Annotated in this window: 13 protein-coding genes, 1 tRNA gene and 1 pseudogene; 12 read left to right on the forward strand and 3 right to left on the reverse strand. The window is 70.2% G+C overall.

Features of this window, described 5'->3' with window-relative positions; translation table 11 throughout:
• Positions 1-321: 321 nt before the first annotated feature.
• The 6 genes from VNF07_04975 (at position 322) to VNF07_05000 (ending at position 3,684) form a co-directional block, all read left to right on the forward strand.
• Positions 322-394, forward strand: a tRNA-Trp gene (locus VNF07_04975).
• A gap of 49 nt (positions 395-443) precedes the next feature.
• On the forward strand, positions 444-755 hold the full coding sequence (secE, locus tag VNF07_04980; GenBank protein HVB05586.1) for a preprotein translocase subunit SecE: 312 nt from the start codon (positions 444-446) through the stop codon (positions 753-755).
• A 249-nt stretch (positions 756-1,004) separates the two neighbouring features.
• A complete protein-coding gene (nusG, locus tag VNF07_04985; GenBank protein HVB05587.1) occupies positions 1,005-1,529 on the forward strand; it encodes a transcription termination/antitermination protein NusG in 525 nt (174 codons plus the stop codon).
• A gap of 18 nt (positions 1,530-1,547) precedes the next feature.
• Positions 1,548-1,976, forward strand: a complete 429-nt coding sequence (rplK, locus tag VNF07_04990; GenBank protein HVB05588.1) for a 50S ribosomal protein L11 — start codon at positions 1,548-1,550, stop codon at positions 1,974-1,976.
• Positions 1,977-1,985: 9 nt separating this feature from the next.
• Positions 1,986-2,711 carry a 50S ribosomal protein L1 gene (gene rplA, locus VNF07_04995; GenBank protein HVB05589.1) on the forward strand — a complete coding sequence of 242 codons (726 nt, stop codon included), beginning with the start codon at positions 1,986-1,988 and terminating at the stop codon, positions 2,709-2,711.
• A 52-nt stretch (positions 2,712-2,763) separates the two neighbouring features.
• On the forward strand, positions 2,764-3,684 hold the full coding sequence (locus VNF07_05000; protein ID HVB05590.1) for a hypothetical protein: 921 nt from the start codon (positions 2,764-2,766) through the stop codon (positions 3,682-3,684).
• Positions 3,685-3,697: 13 nt separating this feature from the next.
• On the opposite strand, the gene VNF07_05005 is transcribed toward VNF07_05000, so the two are convergent.
• Both VNF07_05005 and VNF07_05010 read right to left on the reverse strand, forming a co-directional pair.
• Positions 3,698-4,120, reverse strand: a complete 423-nt coding sequence (locus VNF07_05005; protein HVB05591.1) for a hypothetical protein — start codon at positions 4,118-4,120, stop codon at positions 3,698-3,700.
• Positions 4,121-4,152: 32 nt separating this feature from the next.
• Complete coding sequence (locus VNF07_05010; protein HVB05592.1) at positions 4,153-5,022, reverse strand: aquaporin; 870 nt, start codon at positions 5,020-5,022, stop codon at positions 4,153-4,155.
• Positions 5,023-5,295: 273 nt separating this feature from the next.
• On the opposite strand from VNF07_05010, the gene rplJ reads away from it, so the two are divergent.
• From rplJ to VNF07_05030, 4 genes and pseudogenes are all read left to right on the forward strand, one after another.
• Complete coding sequence (gene rplJ, locus VNF07_05015) at positions 5,296-6,138, forward strand: 50S ribosomal protein L10 (protein HVB05593.1); 843 nt, start codon at positions 5,296-5,298, stop codon at positions 6,136-6,138.
• 59 nt (positions 6,139-6,197) lie between these two features.
• A complete protein-coding gene (gene rplL, locus VNF07_05020; GenBank protein HVB05594.1) occupies positions 6,198-6,584 on the forward strand; it encodes a 50S ribosomal protein L7/L12 in 387 nt (128 codons plus the stop codon).
• Positions 6,585-6,850: 266 nt separating this feature from the next.
• Positions 6,851-10,426, forward strand: coding sequence for a DNA-directed RNA polymerase subunit beta (locus VNF07_05025; protein HVB05595.1), 3,576 nt, complete (start codon positions 6,851-6,853; stop codon positions 10,424-10,426).
• Positions 10,426-14,271, forward strand: a pseudogene (locus VNF07_05030) (DNA-directed RNA polymerase subunit beta'). The gene VNF07_05025 and the pseudogene VNF07_05030 overlap by 1 nt, the downstream one beginning before the upstream one ends.
• A 288-nt stretch (positions 14,272-14,559) precedes the next feature.
• Here VNF07_05030 and VNF07_05035 read toward each other — a convergent pair.
• Entirely contained in the window at positions 14,560-14,781 is a 222-nt protein-coding gene (locus tag VNF07_05035; GenBank protein ID HVB05596.1) for a hypothetical protein, read from the reverse strand.
• A gap of 432 nt (positions 14,782-15,213) precedes the next feature.
• Between VNF07_05035 and VNF07_05040 the strand changes: the two genes are divergently transcribed.
• Both VNF07_05040 and VNF07_05045 read left to right on the forward strand, forming a co-directional pair.
• Positions 15,214-15,990 carry an ABC transporter ATP-binding protein gene (locus VNF07_05040; GenBank protein ID HVB05597.1) on the forward strand — a complete coding sequence of 259 codons (777 nt, stop codon included), beginning with the start codon at positions 15,214-15,216 and terminating at the stop codon, positions 15,988-15,990.
• On the forward strand, positions 15,987-16,856 hold the full coding sequence (locus VNF07_05045) for an ABC transporter permease subunit (GenBank protein HVB05598.1): 870 nt from the start codon (positions 15,987-15,989) through the stop codon (positions 16,854-16,856). The genes VNF07_05040 and VNF07_05045 overlap by 4 nt, the downstream gene beginning before the upstream one ends.
• Positions 16,857-16,862 lie beyond the last annotated feature (6 nt).

Here is a 16,862-nt window from a genome sequence, read left to right on the forward strand (position 1 = left end):
GCTTCGGTGGTGGTCCGGGCGAGATCGGGCTGCACGGAACCGATCAGCCGACGAGCGTCGGCGCCGACGTCAGCCACGGCTGCCTGCGGGTCTCGAACGCGACGATCAGCGAGCTCGCCCGTGTGCTGCCCCTCGGGACGCCGGTGATCATCAGCCGGTAACGCCCGTCGCAAACCGGCGACACCTCGCGGGCGCCCGTCGCCTGTCGCGACCCTCCCAGCCGGGCAAGAGCCGCGGCGGTGCAGGTCGGGCGGCTCCTCGCCGGTGCTATCGTCAGCCTGCCTCGACCGCAGGTGCCCCCGTGCGCGTGCCGCCGGACGAAGGGCAGTAGCTCAATTGGTAGAGCACCGGTCTCCAAAACCGGCGGTTGGGGGTTCGAGTCCCTCCTGCCCTGCTCGACATCAACCGCCGAAAGATCTCCCGTGAATCGACAGACCAAGCGAATGCTGCAGCGACAGGGCCAGCTGGGGGCCGACGGCTCCCCTGCGGCTCCGCCGCGTCGCCCCACCGGGCCGGGCGCGCCCGGCGGCCCCTCCCGGCGGCCGCCCTCCGAGAACCGCGCTAGCATTTTCACCCGGATCGCCCAGTACCTGCGCGAGGTACGGGTCGAGCTTTCGAAGGTCCTTTGGCCGAAGCGGCCCGAGGTCGTGAACTACTCGACAGTGGTGATCACGACGCTCGTGCTGCTGGCGCTGTTGATCTTCGGGTTGAACTTCGTCTTCGCGAAAGGCGTGCTCCAACTCTTCAAGTCCTGAGCGCGCAATGAACCCGAGCAGGCGGCCCTCGTGCCGCGGAGCATGGCAATGACCTCGACATCTGACGAGAACGACCCGAGCGAGACGGCGGCGCTGCTCGACGCGCCCGCACCCGACGAGGAGGTCGAGGCCGAAGGGGAGTCCACGCTCGGCGACGAGCTCGACGAGCTCCTCGCCGAAGAGGGGGAGGACGAGGCCCCCGTCGTCCGCCCGCCGAGCCCCTATGACCGCCCCGGCTACTGGTACGTCGTGCACACCTACGCCGGCTACGAGAACAAGGTGAAGTCCAACCTCGAGAGCCGGATCTCCTCGATGAATATGGAGGACCGGATCTTCGAGGTCATCATCCCGATGGAGGATGTCGTCGAGTTCAAGGGCGGCCGCAAGGTCACCGTCCAGAAGAAGGTCTTCCCGGGCTACCTGCTCGCACGTGCCGACCTCGACGACGACGCCTGGTCGGTCATCCGCCAGACGCCGGGCGTCACCGGTTTCGTCGGCCCCGGCACCAAGCCCACGCCGCTCAGCCGCGCCGAGGTGGAGAGCATCCTCCAGGTGCGCGACGACAGCGTCGAGGGCGGCGCCCCCAAGCAGCGCCGCGCCCGCCTCGAGCACGAGATCGGCGAGACGGTGCGGGTGAAGGAAGGCCCCTTCGCCGACTTCACCGGCCAGGTGGCCGAGATCAACGAGGACCAGCTGAAGTTGAAGGTGCTCGTGAACATCTTCGGCCGGGAGACCCCGGTCGAGCTCGAGTTCAGTCAAGTCGCGAAGCTCTAGGAAAAGGACAGCACACCGATGGCACGCAGGCGAGTAACCGCCGTCGTGAAGATCCAGCTGCCTGCGGGCGCGGCGACGCCGGCCCCGCCGGTTGGCACGGCGCTCGGACCGCACGGGGTCCAGACGATGGAGTTCGTGAAGCAGTACAACGCCGCCACCGAGAACATGCGCGGCACGGTCGTCCCCGTCGAGATCACGATCTACGAGGACCGCACCTTCACCTTCATTCTGAAGACGCCGCCGACGACGGTGCTCATCCGCGAGGCCGCCGGCCTCGAGAAGGGCGCCACGGCGACCGGACGTGAGAGCGTCGGCACGATCACCGACGAACAGCTCGCGGAGATCGCGAACACCAAGATGCCCGACCTGAACGCCAACGACCTCGAGTCCGCCAAGCGCCAGGTCGAGGGAACTGCCCGCTCCATGGGCATCAGCGTCGCCCGCTAAGGAGAGATCGTGGCCGGTAAGGGAAAGCGCTACGTCGACGCCGTCAAGCGGCTCGACCGGGACCAGCTCTACTCGCTCGTCGAGGCGGTCGACCTCGTGAAGAGCCTGGCGACCGCTCGTTTCGATGAGACGGTCGAGTACGCGACGCGCCTCGGGGTCGACCCACGGCGCGCCGAGCAGATCGTGCGCGGCTCGCTGTCGCTGCCGCACGGCCTCGGCAAGGCGGTGCGCGTCGCGGTCTTCGCCGCCGGCGAGCAGGCCAACGAGGCCCGCACCGCGGGTGCCGACGTCGTCGGCTCCGACGACCTCGTCGCCCGCATCGAGAACGAGGGCTTCCTCGAGTTCGACGTGGCGATCGCCACCCCGGACCTGATGGCACAGGTCGGCCGACTCGGGCGCGTCCTCGGCCCCCGCGGCCTCATGCCGAACCCCCGCACGGGGACGGTGACCACCGACGTCGCGAAGGCCGTCGGCGAGTACAAGTCGGGCCGCGTCGAGTACCGCACCGACCGCGTCGGCAACGTGCACGTCCCGATCGGCAAGGTCTCCTTCGAGCGCGCGCAGCTCATCGAGAACGCGCTGGCGGTCCACGAGGAGATCCTCCGGGCCAAGCCGGCCGCCGCCAAGGGCCGCTACGTGCGCAGCATCACCCTCTCCTCGACGATGGGCCCCGGCGTGCGCGTCGACGCGACCCGCGTCAGCGCCGACGAAGAGGGCCTCGCCGCCTCGGCCTGACGCTCCCTCGGGTAATGGCGGGCACCAGCCGCTTCGCGAGAGAATCCCCACGGTGCGTGCCTTCCTGCTGCTCGTCGCCGCGGTCTGCGTGGCGATCGGCGGTACGCTCGCCATCCTCATCGGGGCCGGTGACACCAAGGCGGTCAGCTCCGGGGACATCAGCCGCCTGCTCGACGGCGTCCTCGCCTATCCCGACGCGCAGTTCAACATGGCGCTCTACGACCCTGGCGACCCGGCCGCCGACTTCTACGAGACGCTCGACCTGAGCACCACCGCACGCGGCGCGACCCTCGAGGGCGCGGCGGGCAAGGTCAACGCCGAGTTCTTCCTCTACCTCGAGCGCGACCCGCTGCTCGAGGTCATCGGGGCGGGCCACAGCGCCTACTTCTGGGCCGACTTCTCGCTGCTGCGCCCGGCCTTCCCGACGCGCCGCGAGCAGGCGGCGCTCAAGTCGCTGCAGTCCGAGATCGGAAAGCGCTGGGTGCGCGTGCCCACCGGGCTGCTCGGGAGCGCGGCGCCGGCGACGCCGATCGGTGCCGTCGCGGAGCAGCGGCTCGTCAGCGCGCTCGAGCAGAGCGTGCGCGAGCACGTCTCGCTCGGCGCCGCCACCAGCCCCGACGGTTACAACGGCGTCGTCGTGAGCGGGCCGCTCTCGTCGGTCTTCGACCCGTTGTTCTCCTCGATCGGCTCCCTCGTGCCGGCCTTCGGCCGCCTTGTCCCGGGCGCCTCCTTCCCGAAGCGCGTGCCCGGGGGCTACCGCCTCGGCTTCTACGCCGACCGCTCGGGGGTGCTCCGCCAGATCGACCTCCACGTCGACCGGGACACCGGCGTCGGCGTGCTCGTCAACCACTCCGACCTGCCGATCTATCCCCCCTACCGGGCGCTGCCCTTCCCGCGCGCCGCGCTCGGAAACCTCGTCGCGCTGGCGGGCGGCCTCGCTCCCGCGGGGCTGCTCGGCGGGGGCTTCCTCTAGTACCGCGGCTGCCTCAGCGCCGCGGCGTCCGCGTCGGCCACCCGTCGACGATCCGGCAGGGGATGTCGGCGTTCTCGTCGAGGTGATAGCTGGCGCAGATGCGGTGGTAGCCGTCGGCGACGGTGAGCGGCAGGTCGTTCGGCAGTCCGCCGCGGACGAGCAGCACGGGCGAGAGGGGTTTGCCGCGCGCCACCTTCCGCAGGTCCGCCTGCACGTGCGGATTGACCTCCGGGAGGAGGGCGAGACGACTCGCCCGCAGCAGGTCCTTCGCCTTGCGGGTGATGAGCGGGGCGTCGCGTAGCGTCGCGACGAGGCGTTCCACGTCCGCCTCGGGGAGGAGCAGGCTGAGGTAGTCGCCGGCGGCAGGGAAGTCGTGCTCGTCGGGCTCCTTGCCCCAGTGCTCCGCCTTGGTCTTGCGTGCCATCGTCTTCGCCATCTCGCCCCCTGTCGTCGTCCTTCGTCAGCGAGTCAGTCGCCGGTGACGCGGTGCGTCTCAACGACGAGCGTCCCGAGCGTGCCCTGGGCGGCGCGCGCCGCGGCGTGGTCGCCGCCGCGGCCCCGCAGCACCATGGCGACCCCGACGGCGACGAGCATCCCGATGGTCGGCCCCGCGAGGTAGACCCAGAAGTGGCGGAAGTCACCGGTCAGCGCTTCGGGGCCGAAGGAGCGCGCCGGGTTCATCGAGGCGCCGGTGAGCGGGCTCGACCACAGTCCCGCCGCCGCGATGTAGCCGGCCACCCCGACCGCCGAGAGCGGCCCGACGTTTTGGGCGCCCGACGCGGTGCCGAGGATCACCGTCACCAGCCCGAAGGTGAGGAGCGCTTCGACGAGCATCGCGTGCGGGTCGTTGAGGTGCGCACCCGGCTCGGTCGCGCCGAGCATGCCGACCTTGCCGAAGGTGACCCAGAGCAGCGCGCAGGCGCTGACGGCACCGGCCACCTGCGCGGCGACGTAGAGGGGGATCCGTCGCCAGGGGAACTCGCGCCGTAGCGCGAAGGCGATGCTCACGACGGGGTTGAGGTGCGCGCCGGAGACCGCCCCGGTGGCGAGGATGACACCCATCACGACGAGCGCGGGGGCGACGACGAGCGGCCCGCGCCCGAGGCCCCCCGGTACCAGCGCGTTCACGACACCCCCGCCGGCGCCGGCGAGCACGAGCAGCAGGGTCCCCGCGAACTCGGCGGCGAGGCGCCGCCACTCGTAGGCGAGCTCGTCGAAGTCCCGGACCCACGGTGGCGCCGCGCCGAAGAGGGCCCGCGCGAGGGCGGGGGAGACCTCGTGCACCCGTGTCACCTCACCGCTCGCCACCGCAGCGGCCGGCGTCGTCTGCTCGCTCATTCGGGCTCCTCGTGGCGCAACACGGCGTTTCCGACCACGAAGCCTCGCACCCCCGGCCCCTCGGCGGACGGACCGTCCACGGGCGGTCCGGAGCCTCCCGGGGATGCGCTAATCTCCTCGCCCGTACGTGGTCTGACCACGTCGCCTGAGACATCCGGTGCGCCTTCGGGCGCTCAATGGGCGCAGGCCCGCCTGACGAGGCGAAGCAGCTCTGCTTCCCCGCGCCGGCGTAATGCGCCACGACGACCGAACGGCGTCGTGAAGGGAGCGAGTGTGGAGACGAGCCTGCGGGAGCCGCGCGCCGAGAAGGTCGCGGTCGTCGATGAGGTTCGAGAGCGGTTCACCTCCACTAGCGCGGCCATCCTCACCGAGTACCGGGGCCTGAAGGTGAAGCAGATGCAGGAGCTGCGGCGCGCGCTCACCGCGGCCGGCGGCGACTACCGCGTCTTCAAGAACACCCTCGTCCGCCGGGCGGCTCGCGAGGCCGGCCTCGACACGATCGAGTCGATGCTCGTCGGCCCGACCGCGATCGCCTTCGTCGAGGGCGATGTCGCCGCGGTCGCGAAGGTGCTGCGTGACTTCGCCCGCGTCCACCCGAGCCTCGTCGTGAAGGGCGGGCTCATCGGCTCCAACCTCCTCGACTCGCGCTCCGCGGCGGCGCTCGCCGACCTCCCCTCGCGCGAGGTGCTACTCGCCCAGTTCGCCGGTCTGCTCGCAGCGCCGCTGCAGCGCTTCGCCGGCCTCCTCCAGGCGCTCCCCCAGAAGTTCGCCTACGGCCTGCGGGCGTTGATCGAGGAGCGCGGCGGCGAGGTCGACGCCTCCCCGGTGGCGGCCGCGGAGGAAACCCCCACCAGCGACGAGACCCCCGCGGCCGAGGAGGGCTCGGCTGCCGAGGAGGGCTCCGCCTCAGGCGATGCCCCGGTGGCCGACGCGGCGCCCGCAGAGGCGCCGCCCGAGGCGGACGCGGAGGCAGCGACCGAGGTCGCTCCCGACGCCGAGGCGGCAGACGCCGAGGCGCCCGAGTCCGAAGCAGAGACGACCGAGCAGGCGGCAGCGGAGGCCCCGGCGACAGAGCCGGCGGCGAGCGACGCGGCCGACAGCGGTCCGGACGCCTGAGCGCGCCGGCACCGACCGATTCGATTTTCACGATCTACTGAGAGGGAAAGGGAAGCGAGATGGCGACGAAAGAGCAGATTCTGGACGGCATCGCCGAGATGTCGGTCCTTGAGCTTGCGGAGCTCCTGAAGGAGTTCGAGGAGCGCTTCGGCGTGACTGCGGCCGCCCCGGTGGCGGTGGCGGCTGCTCCCGCAGCTGGCGGCGGCGGTGCGGCAGAGGCGGCGGCGGAGGAGCAGGACGAGTTCGACGTCATCCTCACGGCTGCCGGCGACAAGAAGATCCAGGTCATCAAGGAGGTTCGGACGCTCACGAACCTCGGCCTGAAGGAGGCAAAGGACGTCGTCGACTCGGCGCCCAAGCCGGTTCTCGAGAAGGTCTCCAAGGAGGACGCCGAGAAGGCCAAGGCTCAGCTCGAGGCGGCCGGCGCCACGGTCGAGCTCAAGTAGCTCTGTCACCCCGACCGTCGGTGGGGCGCTCTGCGCCTCCGCCGGTCGAGGGTGCGCGGGCCCCGGGGTGCTTGACCGCGCCACGGGGATCTCGTACCCTCCGACGCTGCGCGTTTGACGCGTAGCGTCGCTGGCTTCGCGCGCTATGCTCGTCGGTTGCTGTGCCCGTCCCGCGCGCTTTGCCTACTGCTTCTCTAACTTGACGCGCCCGCCGTTCTCCGCAGCATCCGCGCCCCGCTCGACCGCCACTCGCGAGGAGTAGACCTTTGTCCGCTCGTTCCCGCACTCCAGAACGCTTCTCGTTCGCGAACCTTGACGAGGTTCTCCCTCTGCCTGACCTCGTGTCGGTGCAGCGGGACTCCTTCGACTGGTTCTTGTCGCATGGTCTCGCCGAGACCTTCGCCGACATCAGCCCGATCGAGGACTTCACCGGGCAGCTTCGCCTGGAGCTGGAGTTCGATCCCGACGACCCCGACCTGCGGCCGCCGCCGAAGTTCACCATCGACGAGTGCAAGGCGAAGGACATGACTTACGCCGCGCCGATCTTCGTGCGCGCGCGCTTCATGAACGCCTCCACCGGTGAGATCAAAGAGCAGACCGTCTTCATGGGCGACTTCCCGATGATGACCCCGAAGGGGACCTTCATCATCAACGGCACCGAGCGCGTCGTCGTCTCCCAGCTCGTCCGCTCGCCGGGCGTGATCTTCCAGCCCGGCCGCGACGCGAAGACGATCGTCACGGGGACCATCCACCCCTACCGCGGCGAGTGGATCGAGTTCGACGTCGAGGCCAAGCCGAACCGCGACATCACCGCCGGGACCCGCGTCGCCCGCAAGCGCCGCCTCTCGCTCTTCGTGCTGCTGCGCGCCCTCGGCTACGAGGACGAGGGCTTCCTCGAGCGCTTCGTTCGCCATTTCGACTTCCTCACCGGTCAGTGGGAGAAGGAGCGCGAGCTCGTCCCCACCCGTGAGGACGCGCTCCTCGAGATCTACAAGCGGGCCCGTCCCGGCGAGCCCCTCTCGCTCGAGTCGGCGCGCGCCTACTTCGAGAACGCCTTCTTCAACCCGCGCCGCTACGACCTCACCCGGGTCGGCCGCTACAAGCTGTCGCGCAAGCTCGGCGCGGAGATCGAGAAGATCTCGAGCCTGCTCGGCACCGACCTCGAGCGGCCGGTCGAGGGGCAGGGCGTCCTCAGCCCCTCGGAGATCCTCGCCGCGTCGACCTACATGCTCCACCTCGCGAACGGCGAGCCGGGCTACCGCCTCGACGACCAGGACCACTTCGCCAACCGCCGCATCCGTTCGGTCGGCGAACTCATCCAGAACCAGGTCCGCATCGGCCTGTCGCGCATGGAGCGGGTCGTCCGCGAGCGCATGACCACCCAGGACATCGAGGCGATCACCCCGCAGACCCTGATCAACATCCGTCCCGTGGTGGCGGCGATCAAGGAGTTCTTCGGCACGAGCCAGCTCTCGCAGTTCATGGACCAGCACAACCCGCTCTCGGGCCTCGCGCACAAGCGCCGCCTCTCGGCGCTTGGCCCCGGTGGCCTCAGCCGTGAGCGCGCCGGCTTCGAGGTGCGAGACGTGCACACCTCCCACTACGGCCGGATGTGCCCGATCGAGACCCCGGAGGGGCCGAACATCGGCCTCATCGGCCACCTCGCGACCTACGCGCGGGTGAACGACCACGGCTTCATCGAGACGCCCTACCGCAAGGTCGTCGACGGCCAGGTGACCGACGAGATCGTCTACCTCGCCGCTGACGAGGAGGAGGAGTACGTCATCGCGCAGGCCTCGGCGACGCTCGACCAGAACCGTCGCTTCAGCGCCGACCGCGTCCTCGTCCGCCGCGGGCCGCAAGGCGCCGGGGTGCGCGTCGGCGCCACCTCCACCTCCTACGGCGCGACGAGCGAGATCGACTACGTCCCGCCGGCCGAGGTCGGCCTGATGGACGTCTCGCCGAAGCAGATCGTCTCGATCTCGACGGCCCTCATCCCCTTCGTCGAGCACGACGACGCCAACCGCGCGCTGATGGGCGCCAACATGCAGAAGCAGGCGGTGCCGCTCCTCGTCCCCGAGGCCCCCTACATCGGGACCGGTGTCGAGGCGCGCGCGGCGCGCGACGCCGGCGAGGTGGTCGTCGCCGAGGGCAACGGCACGGTCGTCGAGGTCTCGGGCGACCACCTCGTGGTCGAGTACGACGCCGGGCAGAAGGACCGCTACAACGCGGAGTTCGGCCGGCGGGTCTACCCGCTGTTCAAGTTCCGCCGCTCCAACCAGAACACCTGCATCAACGCGAAGCTCCTCGTCTCCGAGGGCGACGTGGTGAAGGCCGGCGAGGTCCTCGCCGACGGCCCCTCGACTGACTCGGGCGAGCTCGCCCTCGGCAAGAACCTGCTCGTCGCGTTCATGCCCTGGGAGGGTTACAACTACGAGGACGCGATCATCCTCTCCGAGCGGCTGGTGCGCGACGACGTCCTCACCTCGATCCACATCGAGGAGCACGAGGTGGACGCCCGCGACACCAAGCTCGGTGCCGAGGAGATCACCCGCGACATCCCGAACCTCTCCGAGGAGATCCTCGCCGACCTCGACGAGCGGGGAATCATCCGCATCGGCGCCGAGGTCGGCCCAGGCGACATCCTCGTCGGCAAGGTCACCCCGAAGGGCGAGACCGAACTCACCCCCGAGGAGCGGCTGCTGCGCGCGATCTTCGGTGAGAAGGCCCGCGACGTGCGCGACACCTCGCTCAAGGTGCCCCACGGTGAGGAGGGCACGGTCATCGACGTCCGCGTCTTCTCCCGTGACGACACCCACGAGCTCCCACCGGGCGTCAACCAGCTGGTGCGGGTCTACGTCGCCCAGAAGCGGAAGATCTCTGAGGGCGACAAGCTCGCCGGACGCCACGGCAACAAGGGCGTCGTCTCGAAGATCCTCCCCGTCGAGGACATGCCCTACCTCTCGGACGGCACGCCGGTCGACATCATCTTGAACCCCCTCGGCGTCCCCTCACGGATGAACGTCGGGCAGGTCCTCGAGAGCCACCTCGGCTACGCGGCCCGCTGGGGCTGGGGGGCGAACGGCCCCGAGCCGGGGACCAACCTCGCCGCGGTGCGCGGCACCGAGTACAAGACCCGCCCACGGACCGAGCCCGCGGTGTGGGTCTCGACGCCGGTCTTCGACGGCGCCCACTGGGACGAGGTCGAAGAGGCCGGTCGTCACTCGACGATCAAGGCGCTGTTCGAGAACCTGCACTCCGACTCGGTCCCCGGGACCGAGGTGCAGATCCGCCCGGACGGCAAGACGACGCTCTACAACGGGCGCAGCGGTGAGGCCTACGACAACCCGATCAGCGTCGGCTACATGTACATCCTGAAGCTCGCGCACCTCGTCGACGACAAGATCCACGCGCGATCGACGGGCCCGTACTCGATGATCACCCAGCAGCCCCTCGGCGGGAAGGCCCAGTTCGGTGGGCAGCGCTTCGGGGAGATGGAGGTCTGGGCGCTCGAGGCCTACGGCGCCGCCTACGCGCTGCAGGAGCTGCTCACCATCAAGTCCGACGACGTCCTCGGCCGCGTGAAGGTCTACGAGGCGATCGTGAAGGGCGAGAACATCCCCGAACCGGGCATCCCCGAGAGCTTCAAGGTGCTCATCAAGGAGATGCAGTCGCTCTGCCTCGACGTCGAGGTCCTCGGCATCTCCGGGGAGAACATCGAGATGCGTGAGCTCGACGAGGACGTGTACCGCACCGCCGAGGAGCTCGGCATCGACATCAGCAGGCCCGAGCGCGGCTCGGATGAAGAGGACGCGCGCCGTGCGGCGGAGAGGAGCTTCTAATGCTCGACGTCAATGACTTCGACCAGATTCGGATCGGCCTGGCGACTGCGGACAACATCCGCACCTGGTCCCACGGTGAGGTGAAGAAGCCGGAGACCATCAACTACCGGACGCTCCGCCCCGAGAAGGACGGCCTGTTCTGCGAGCGCATCTTCGGTCCCACCAAGGACTGGGAGTGCTACTGCGGGAAGTACAAGAGGGTCCGCTTCAAGGGGATCATCTGCGAGCGCTGCGGCGTCGAGGTGACGCGCTCCAAGGTCCGCCGCGAGCGGATGGGCCACATCGAGCTCGCCGCCCCGGTCGTGCACATCTGGTACCTGCGCGGCACCCGCTCGTGGCTCGCCTACCTCCTCATGGGGACCGAGGCGCGTGAGGAGCTGAAGGCCAAGCAGCTGGAGAAGGTCATCTACTTCGCCGCCTACCTCGTCACCCACGTCGACGAGGAGCGCCGCCACGCGGACCTCCCGAACCTCGAGGCCGAGCTCGCCATCGAGATCACCGAGATCGAGAAGGCGCGCGACGTCGAGGTCGAGCGGCGCCTCGCGGCGCTCGAGGCCGAGCTCGCGCAGCTTGAGGCGGACGGTGCCAAGGAGTCCGAGATCCGCGCCCGCCAGCGCGCCGTCGAGAAGGAAGTGACGACGGTCCGCGAGCGCGGCGCGATGGAAGTCACCATGGCCCAGCGCGCCCTCGACGAGCTGCGTGACCTCTTCGCCCGCAAGATCATCGAGGACGAGCTTTTGTGGCGCGAGCTCAGCGCCCGCTACGGCGAGTACTTCGAGGGCGGCATGGGCGCGGAGACGATCGCCGACCTCATCGGTCGCATCGACCTCGACGAGGAAGAGGTGAAGCTGCGCGCCGCCATCGACCCCGAGCCGGGCAAGCGCCCCCTCTCGGTGCAGCGCAAGCAGAAGGCGATCAAGCGGCTGCGCATCGTCTCGGCCTTCAACCGCCGCGACGACAACGGCCGTCGGGCGAACGACCCCCGCGCGATGATCCTCGGCGCCGTGCCGGTGATCCCGCCGGACCTGCGGCCGATGGTGCAGCTCGACGGTGGCCGCTTCGCGACCTCGGACCTGAACGACCTCTACCGTCGGGTGATCAACCGCAACAACCGGCTGAAGCGCCTGCTCGACCTCGGCGCGCCGGAGATCATCATCAACAACGAGAAGCGGATGCTCCAGGAGGCCGTCGACGCGCTGTTCGACAACGGCCGTCGCGGGCGCCCGGTGACCGGCCCCGGCAACCGTCCGCTGAAGAGCCTCTCGGACATGCTGAAGGGCAAGCAGGGCCGCTTCCGCCAGAACCTGCTCGGCAAGCGCGTCGACTACTCGGGGCGCTCGGTGATCGTCGTCGGCCCGACGCTGAAGCTGCACCAGTGCGGCCTGCCCAAGCAGATGGCCCTCGAGCTCTTCAAGCCCTTCGTGATGAAGCGGCTCGTCGACGTCGAGATCGCGCCGAACATCAAGTCCGCGAAGCGCATGGTCGAGCGGCGCCGTGCCCAGGTGTGGGACGTCCTCGACGAGGTGATCAAGGAGCACCCGGTCTTCTTGAACCGGGCCCCCACCCTGCACCGCCTCGGGATCCAGGCCTTCGAGCCCGTGCTCATCGAGGGCAAGGCGATCCAGATCCACCCGCTCGTCTGCACGGCCTTCAACGCCGACTTCGACGGCGACCAGATGGCCGTCCACCTGCCGCTCTCCGCGGAGGCCCAGGCCGAGGCGCGGGTGCTGATGCTCTCGACCAACAACATCCTCTCGCCGGCGACCGGCCGACCGATCACCGTGCCCACCCAGGACATGGTCTTCGGCGTCTACTACATGACGCTCGTCATGGAGGGCGCGAAGGGCGAGGGGAAGATCTTCCGCCGCATCGACGAGATCGAGGCCGCCTACGAGGCCGGTGACGTCGCACTGCACGCGAAGATCCAGCTGCGCCGGGGGAGCGAGGGCTACCCCGTCGCCTACTACGGACGCCGCCACGAGGGGGTCGAGGAAGAGGAGCCCGCCTCGTTCGAGACGACGCCCGGCCGGGTGCTCTTCAACGCCGCGCTGCCGAAGGACTTCGGCTTCGTGAACGACATCGTCGGCCGCCGCGCCACGTCGATCGGCTCGATCGTCGAGCAGCTCGCGGCGCGCTACCCGAAGGCCGTGGTCGCCGAGAGCCTCGACGCGGTGAAGGAGCTCGGCTTCAAGTTCGCCACCCGCTCGGGCCTCACGATCTCGATCGACGACGTGAAGACCCCGCCGGACAAGCGCCAGATCCTCGACCGCTACGAGAAGGAAGCAGAGCGCGCCGAGGCGCAGTTCAAGCGGGGCATCATCACCGACGACGAGCGGCGCCAGAAGGAGATCGAGATCTGGACCTCGGCGAACTCCGAGGTCGGGCGGGCCATGGAAGCCACGCTCGCGCTGATCAAGTTCAACCCGCTCGACATGATGGTCGACTCGGGCGCCCGAGGGAACCCGCAGCAGGTCCGCCAGATCGCCGGCATGAAGGGGCTCGTCTCGAACCCCCGTGGCGAGATGATCCCGCGGCCGATCGTCTCCTCCTTCCGTGAGGGGCTCTCGGTCCTCGAGTACTTCATCTCCACCCACGGCGCCCGCAAGGGACTTGCCGACACGGCGCTGCGCACGGCGGACTCCGGGTACCTCACCCGCCGCCTCGTCGACGTCGCGCAGGAGCTCATCGTGCGCGAGCCCGACTGCGGCTCGACGCGCGGCATCTGGATCGAGGGTGTCGTCCCCGACGAGTCGGGGCGGCGCAACTACCTCGAGACGCGCGCCTACGGGCGGGTGCTCGTCGAGGCGGTCTCCCTCGCCGACGGCACGACCTTCGAGCCCGGCGTGGTGCTGAGCGACGACAAGATCCGCAAGATCGTCGAGGACCCCGAGGTCGACCGGATCCGCGTCCGTTCGGTGCTCACCTGCGAGGCGACCCAAGGCATCTGCGGCGCCTGCTACGGCCAGAGCCTGGCGACCGGCAAGGACATCGAGCTCGGCGAGGCGGTCGGCGTCATCGCCGCCCAGTCGATCGGTGAGCCGGGCACCCAGCTCACGATGCGGACCTTCCACACCGGCGGCATCATCGGTGAGGACATCACCCACGGCCTGCCCCGCGTCGTCGAGCTCTTCGAGGCCCGCACGCCGAAGGGCGCCGCGATCCTCACCCGCCTCTCGGGCGTGGTGCGGATCGAGGAGGACGAGTCCGGCCGCCACGTGACCGTCATCGCCGACGACGGCGCCGAGGAGGCGCACACCATCTCCTCCCGTGCGCACCTCGAGGTCGCCGAGGGCCAGGAGATCCACGCGGGCGACGCGCTCGTCGAGGGCCCGAAGGACCCGAAGGAGCTCCTCGAGATCAAGGGCATCCGCGAGACCCAGCAGTACCTCGTCGAAGAGGTGCAGAAGGTCTACCGGGACCAGGGCGTCTCGATCCACGACAAGCACATCGAGCTCATCGTCCGCCAGATGCTGAAGCGGGTGCTCGTCGCCGAGTCCGGCGAATCGAGCTTCCTCCCCGGCGAGCGCGTCGAGTCGCAGCAGTACGCGAGCGTCAACCGTGAGCTCGTCCAGCAGGGGAGCCGTCCGGCGGAGGGTCGTCCCGAGCTGATGGGGATCACCAAGGCCTCCCTCGCCACCGAGTCCTGGCTCTCGGCCGCCTCCTTCCAGGAGACGACGCGAGTCCTCACAGAAGCGGCGATCGAGGGCAAGTCCGACCACCTCTACGGGCTGAAGGAGAACATCATCATCGGCAAGCTCATCCCTGCCGGCTCGGGGGCGAGCGTCTACCGCGACATCGTGGTCGACACCCCGGACGCACAGCGGATGTCCTTCTGGTCCTCGGACCTCGCCGAGCCCGGTGCGGACGACCTCGCCTCGTGGCTGCGCAACGTCGAGGGGTCACCCTTCGGCGCCTACACCGAGGGCGACGCGGAGAGCCTCTACTTCGAGGGGACCGACGCGCCGACGACCTTCGACCCGACGAGCTTCGGCGCCGGCGAGATGCCGGCCGGGGACGCGGAGCTGAGCGAGGGCGAAGGCGCCGTCTGAGCTGACCACGCTCGAAGAAGCGGCCCCGGGGGAGGTTCCCCGGGGCCGCTTCGCGTCGCGGCTCGTACCGCTTCTCGCCGCGCCTCAGCGACCGCCGAGCGCGCCGACCTCGGCACGGCCCGCGTTCGCGGGGCCGCGCGTCGCGACGTGCAGGCCGATCTCGACGAGCATCCACCCGGCCGCCTGCCGCAGACGGCGCGGCGCGGGCCGGGGCCGACGGGGGGCGCGGCGGACGGACGGGCGGGCGAGGGCCCGCAGCTCCTCGGGGCGGGTGCGGTTGAGGGCGATGAGCTGTTCAGGATGCATCGGAGTGCCTTACTTCTCGCCGACCGGAGTCGGTGGGAGACCGGTACGAGGACCGGAGAACGGAGGAGAAGCGACGCCTCGCGTCAGCGGTGCTGACGGGGCGAACCGGGCGTGGCCCGGGGACCCTCTACGCCGTGTGGCGGATGCCGGAGAGGGCGCCCGACGTCATTCGCCAGGCTGCGGGCTTGCGGGAAGAATTCGACATCGGCACCTCCTCTCCTTCGCGGACGATGCTGACCGTCCGACGCCCGACAATAGCCGAGCTGCCAAGGCGGGGGGCGCTTCTCCTGTCGGCGCGGGACGCCCCATTAGCCTGTCGGCCGCGGTGGCACCGGCGCAGCTGGTCGGCCCCGCGCGTCGCCGAGCGGGCCGACCCCCCGGAAGGAGCACGAGGGTGTTGCGGGTTGTCTTACCGTCGAGTGGGAGGTGCCGTTGAGCGCGCCCGACGGCCTGTCGCTGCGGGGCGTGAGCAAGCGTTTCGCCGGCCCGACCGGCCTCGTCGAGGCGCTCGCCCCCGTCGACCTCGAGGTCGGGCGGGGGCGCTTCGTCACCCTCATCGGCCCGAGCGGCTGCGGGAAGACGACGCTGCTGCGCATCGTCGCCGGCTTGCTCACGGCCGACCTGGGGAGCGTGTCGCTCTTCGGGGAGCCCGTCGAGCGGGCGCGCGCGAACAAGCGCATCGGCTTCGTCCCACAGAGCCTCGGCCTCCTGCCGTGGCGGACGGTGCTCGCGAACGTCCGTCTGCCGCTCGAGGTCAACCGCCGCGCCAACCGCCCGGCGCGCGACCCGGTCGCGATCCTCGAGGCCTTCGGGCTCGCCGACTACCTCGACTTCCGACCCGCCCAGCTCTCGGGGGGGATGCGCCAACGCGTCGCCATCGCAAGGGCCTTCGCCTTCTCCCCGCCGGTGCTGCTGATGGACGAGCCCTTCGCCGCGCTCGACGAGCTCACCCGTGAGGTCCTCCGCCACGAGCTCCTCGCGCTCTGGCAGTCCGAGCAGACGACGGTGCTGTTCGTCACGCACTCGGTGACCGAGGCCGTGCTGCTCTCCGACGAGGTGGTCGTGATGTCGCCGGCGCCGGGGCGGATCCGGGCGAGGATCCCCGTCGACCTGCCGCGGCCGCGCGGTGAGTTCATCGAACTCACCGAGGGCTTCCGGGCCCTCGAGCGCGAGGTGCGCCTGGCGCTGCGCGGCGAGGAGGCGGCATGAGCACCGAGGACCCCCGCGGCTACCGCGCGGCCGAGCTCGGGAGCCTCGTCGGGGAGGGGCGCACGGTCGGCAGCTCGCTTGTCGCCCATCTCCGCCGCGCCCTCCCCGGCGCGGTCGGCCTCGCGCTCTTCGCCGGCTCCTGGCAGTTGGTCGCGCTCGCGCTGCGGGTCAGCACGCACGGCGCCTTCCCGACGCTCGGCGCGATCTGGGGGGCGCTCACCGGCGACCTCTCGGGCTACCTGACCAACGCCGGCTACACCCTCGAGGAGGTGGTGGTCGGCCTCGGGCTCAGCTTCGCCGTCGCCTTCTCGCTCGCCGTGGTGATGGTCTACGTGCCCGTGGTCGAGCGCGCGGTGATGCCGCTCGCGGTGATCCTCAACGTCACGCCGATCGTCGCCATCGCCCCCGGGCTGACGAGCCTCCTCGGCCTCGGGATGGCGCCGCGCTACGTCGTGACGGCCCTCATCGTCTTCTTCCCGCTGCTCATCAACTCGCTCGTCGGCCTCGGCAACGTCGACCCCGAGTCCTACGACCTGCTGCGGACGCTCAACGCCTCGCGCACCGAGGTGCTCGTCCGGCTGCGCCTCCCGAGCAGCCTCCCGTACCTGTTCGTCGCGGCCCGGATCTGCTTCCCGCTCGCCACGGTCGGTGCGGTCGTGGCGGAGTTCTCGACGGCCGGGAGCGGGGGCGGCCTCGGCTCGGCGATCTCGGTCGCTGCGAACGCTGCCGCCTATCCGAGCGTCTACGCGGCGATCTTCTGCCTCGCTGTCGTGGGCCTCGTGCTCACGCTGTTCGTCAGCGCGGCGGAGCGGAGGCTCCTCGTGTGGCATCCTGGCCGCCGCCGCGAGCTCTCGGCGGCCCGCTGAGCGAGC

It is taken from the genome of Acidimicrobiales bacterium (genome assembly GCA_035533595.1).
Classification (GTDB): domain Bacteria; phylum Actinomycetota; class Acidimicrobiia; order Acidimicrobiales; family Bog-793; genus DATLTN01.

Coding starts and splice junctions, on each gene's coding strand:
- VNF07_05045 (HVB05598.1), top strand. CDS start 15,987: ATGAGCACCGAGGACCCCCGCGGCTACCGCGCGGCCGAGCTCGGGAGC.
- rplK (HVB05588.1), top strand. CDS start 1,548: ATGGCACGCAGGCGAGTAACCGCCGTCGTGAAGATCCAGCTGCCTGCG.
- VNF07_05005 (HVB05591.1), bottom strand. CDS start 4,120: ATGGCGAAGACGATGGCACGCAAGACCAAGGCGGAGCACTGGGGCAAG.
- VNF07_05035 (HVB05596.1), bottom strand. CDS start 14,781: ATGCATCCTGAACAGCTCATCGCCCTCAACCGCACCCGCCCCGAGGAG.
- VNF07_05010 (HVB05592.1), bottom strand. CDS start 5,022: ATGAGCGAGCAGACGACGCCGGCCGCTGCGGTGGCGAGCGGTGAGGTG.
- rplL (HVB05594.1), top strand. CDS start 6,198: ATGGCGACGAAAGAGCAGATTCTGGACGGCATCGCCGAGATGTCGGTC.
- secE (HVB05586.1), top strand. CDS start 444: ATGCTGCAGCGACAGGGCCAGCTGGGGGCCGACGGCTCCCCTGCGGCT.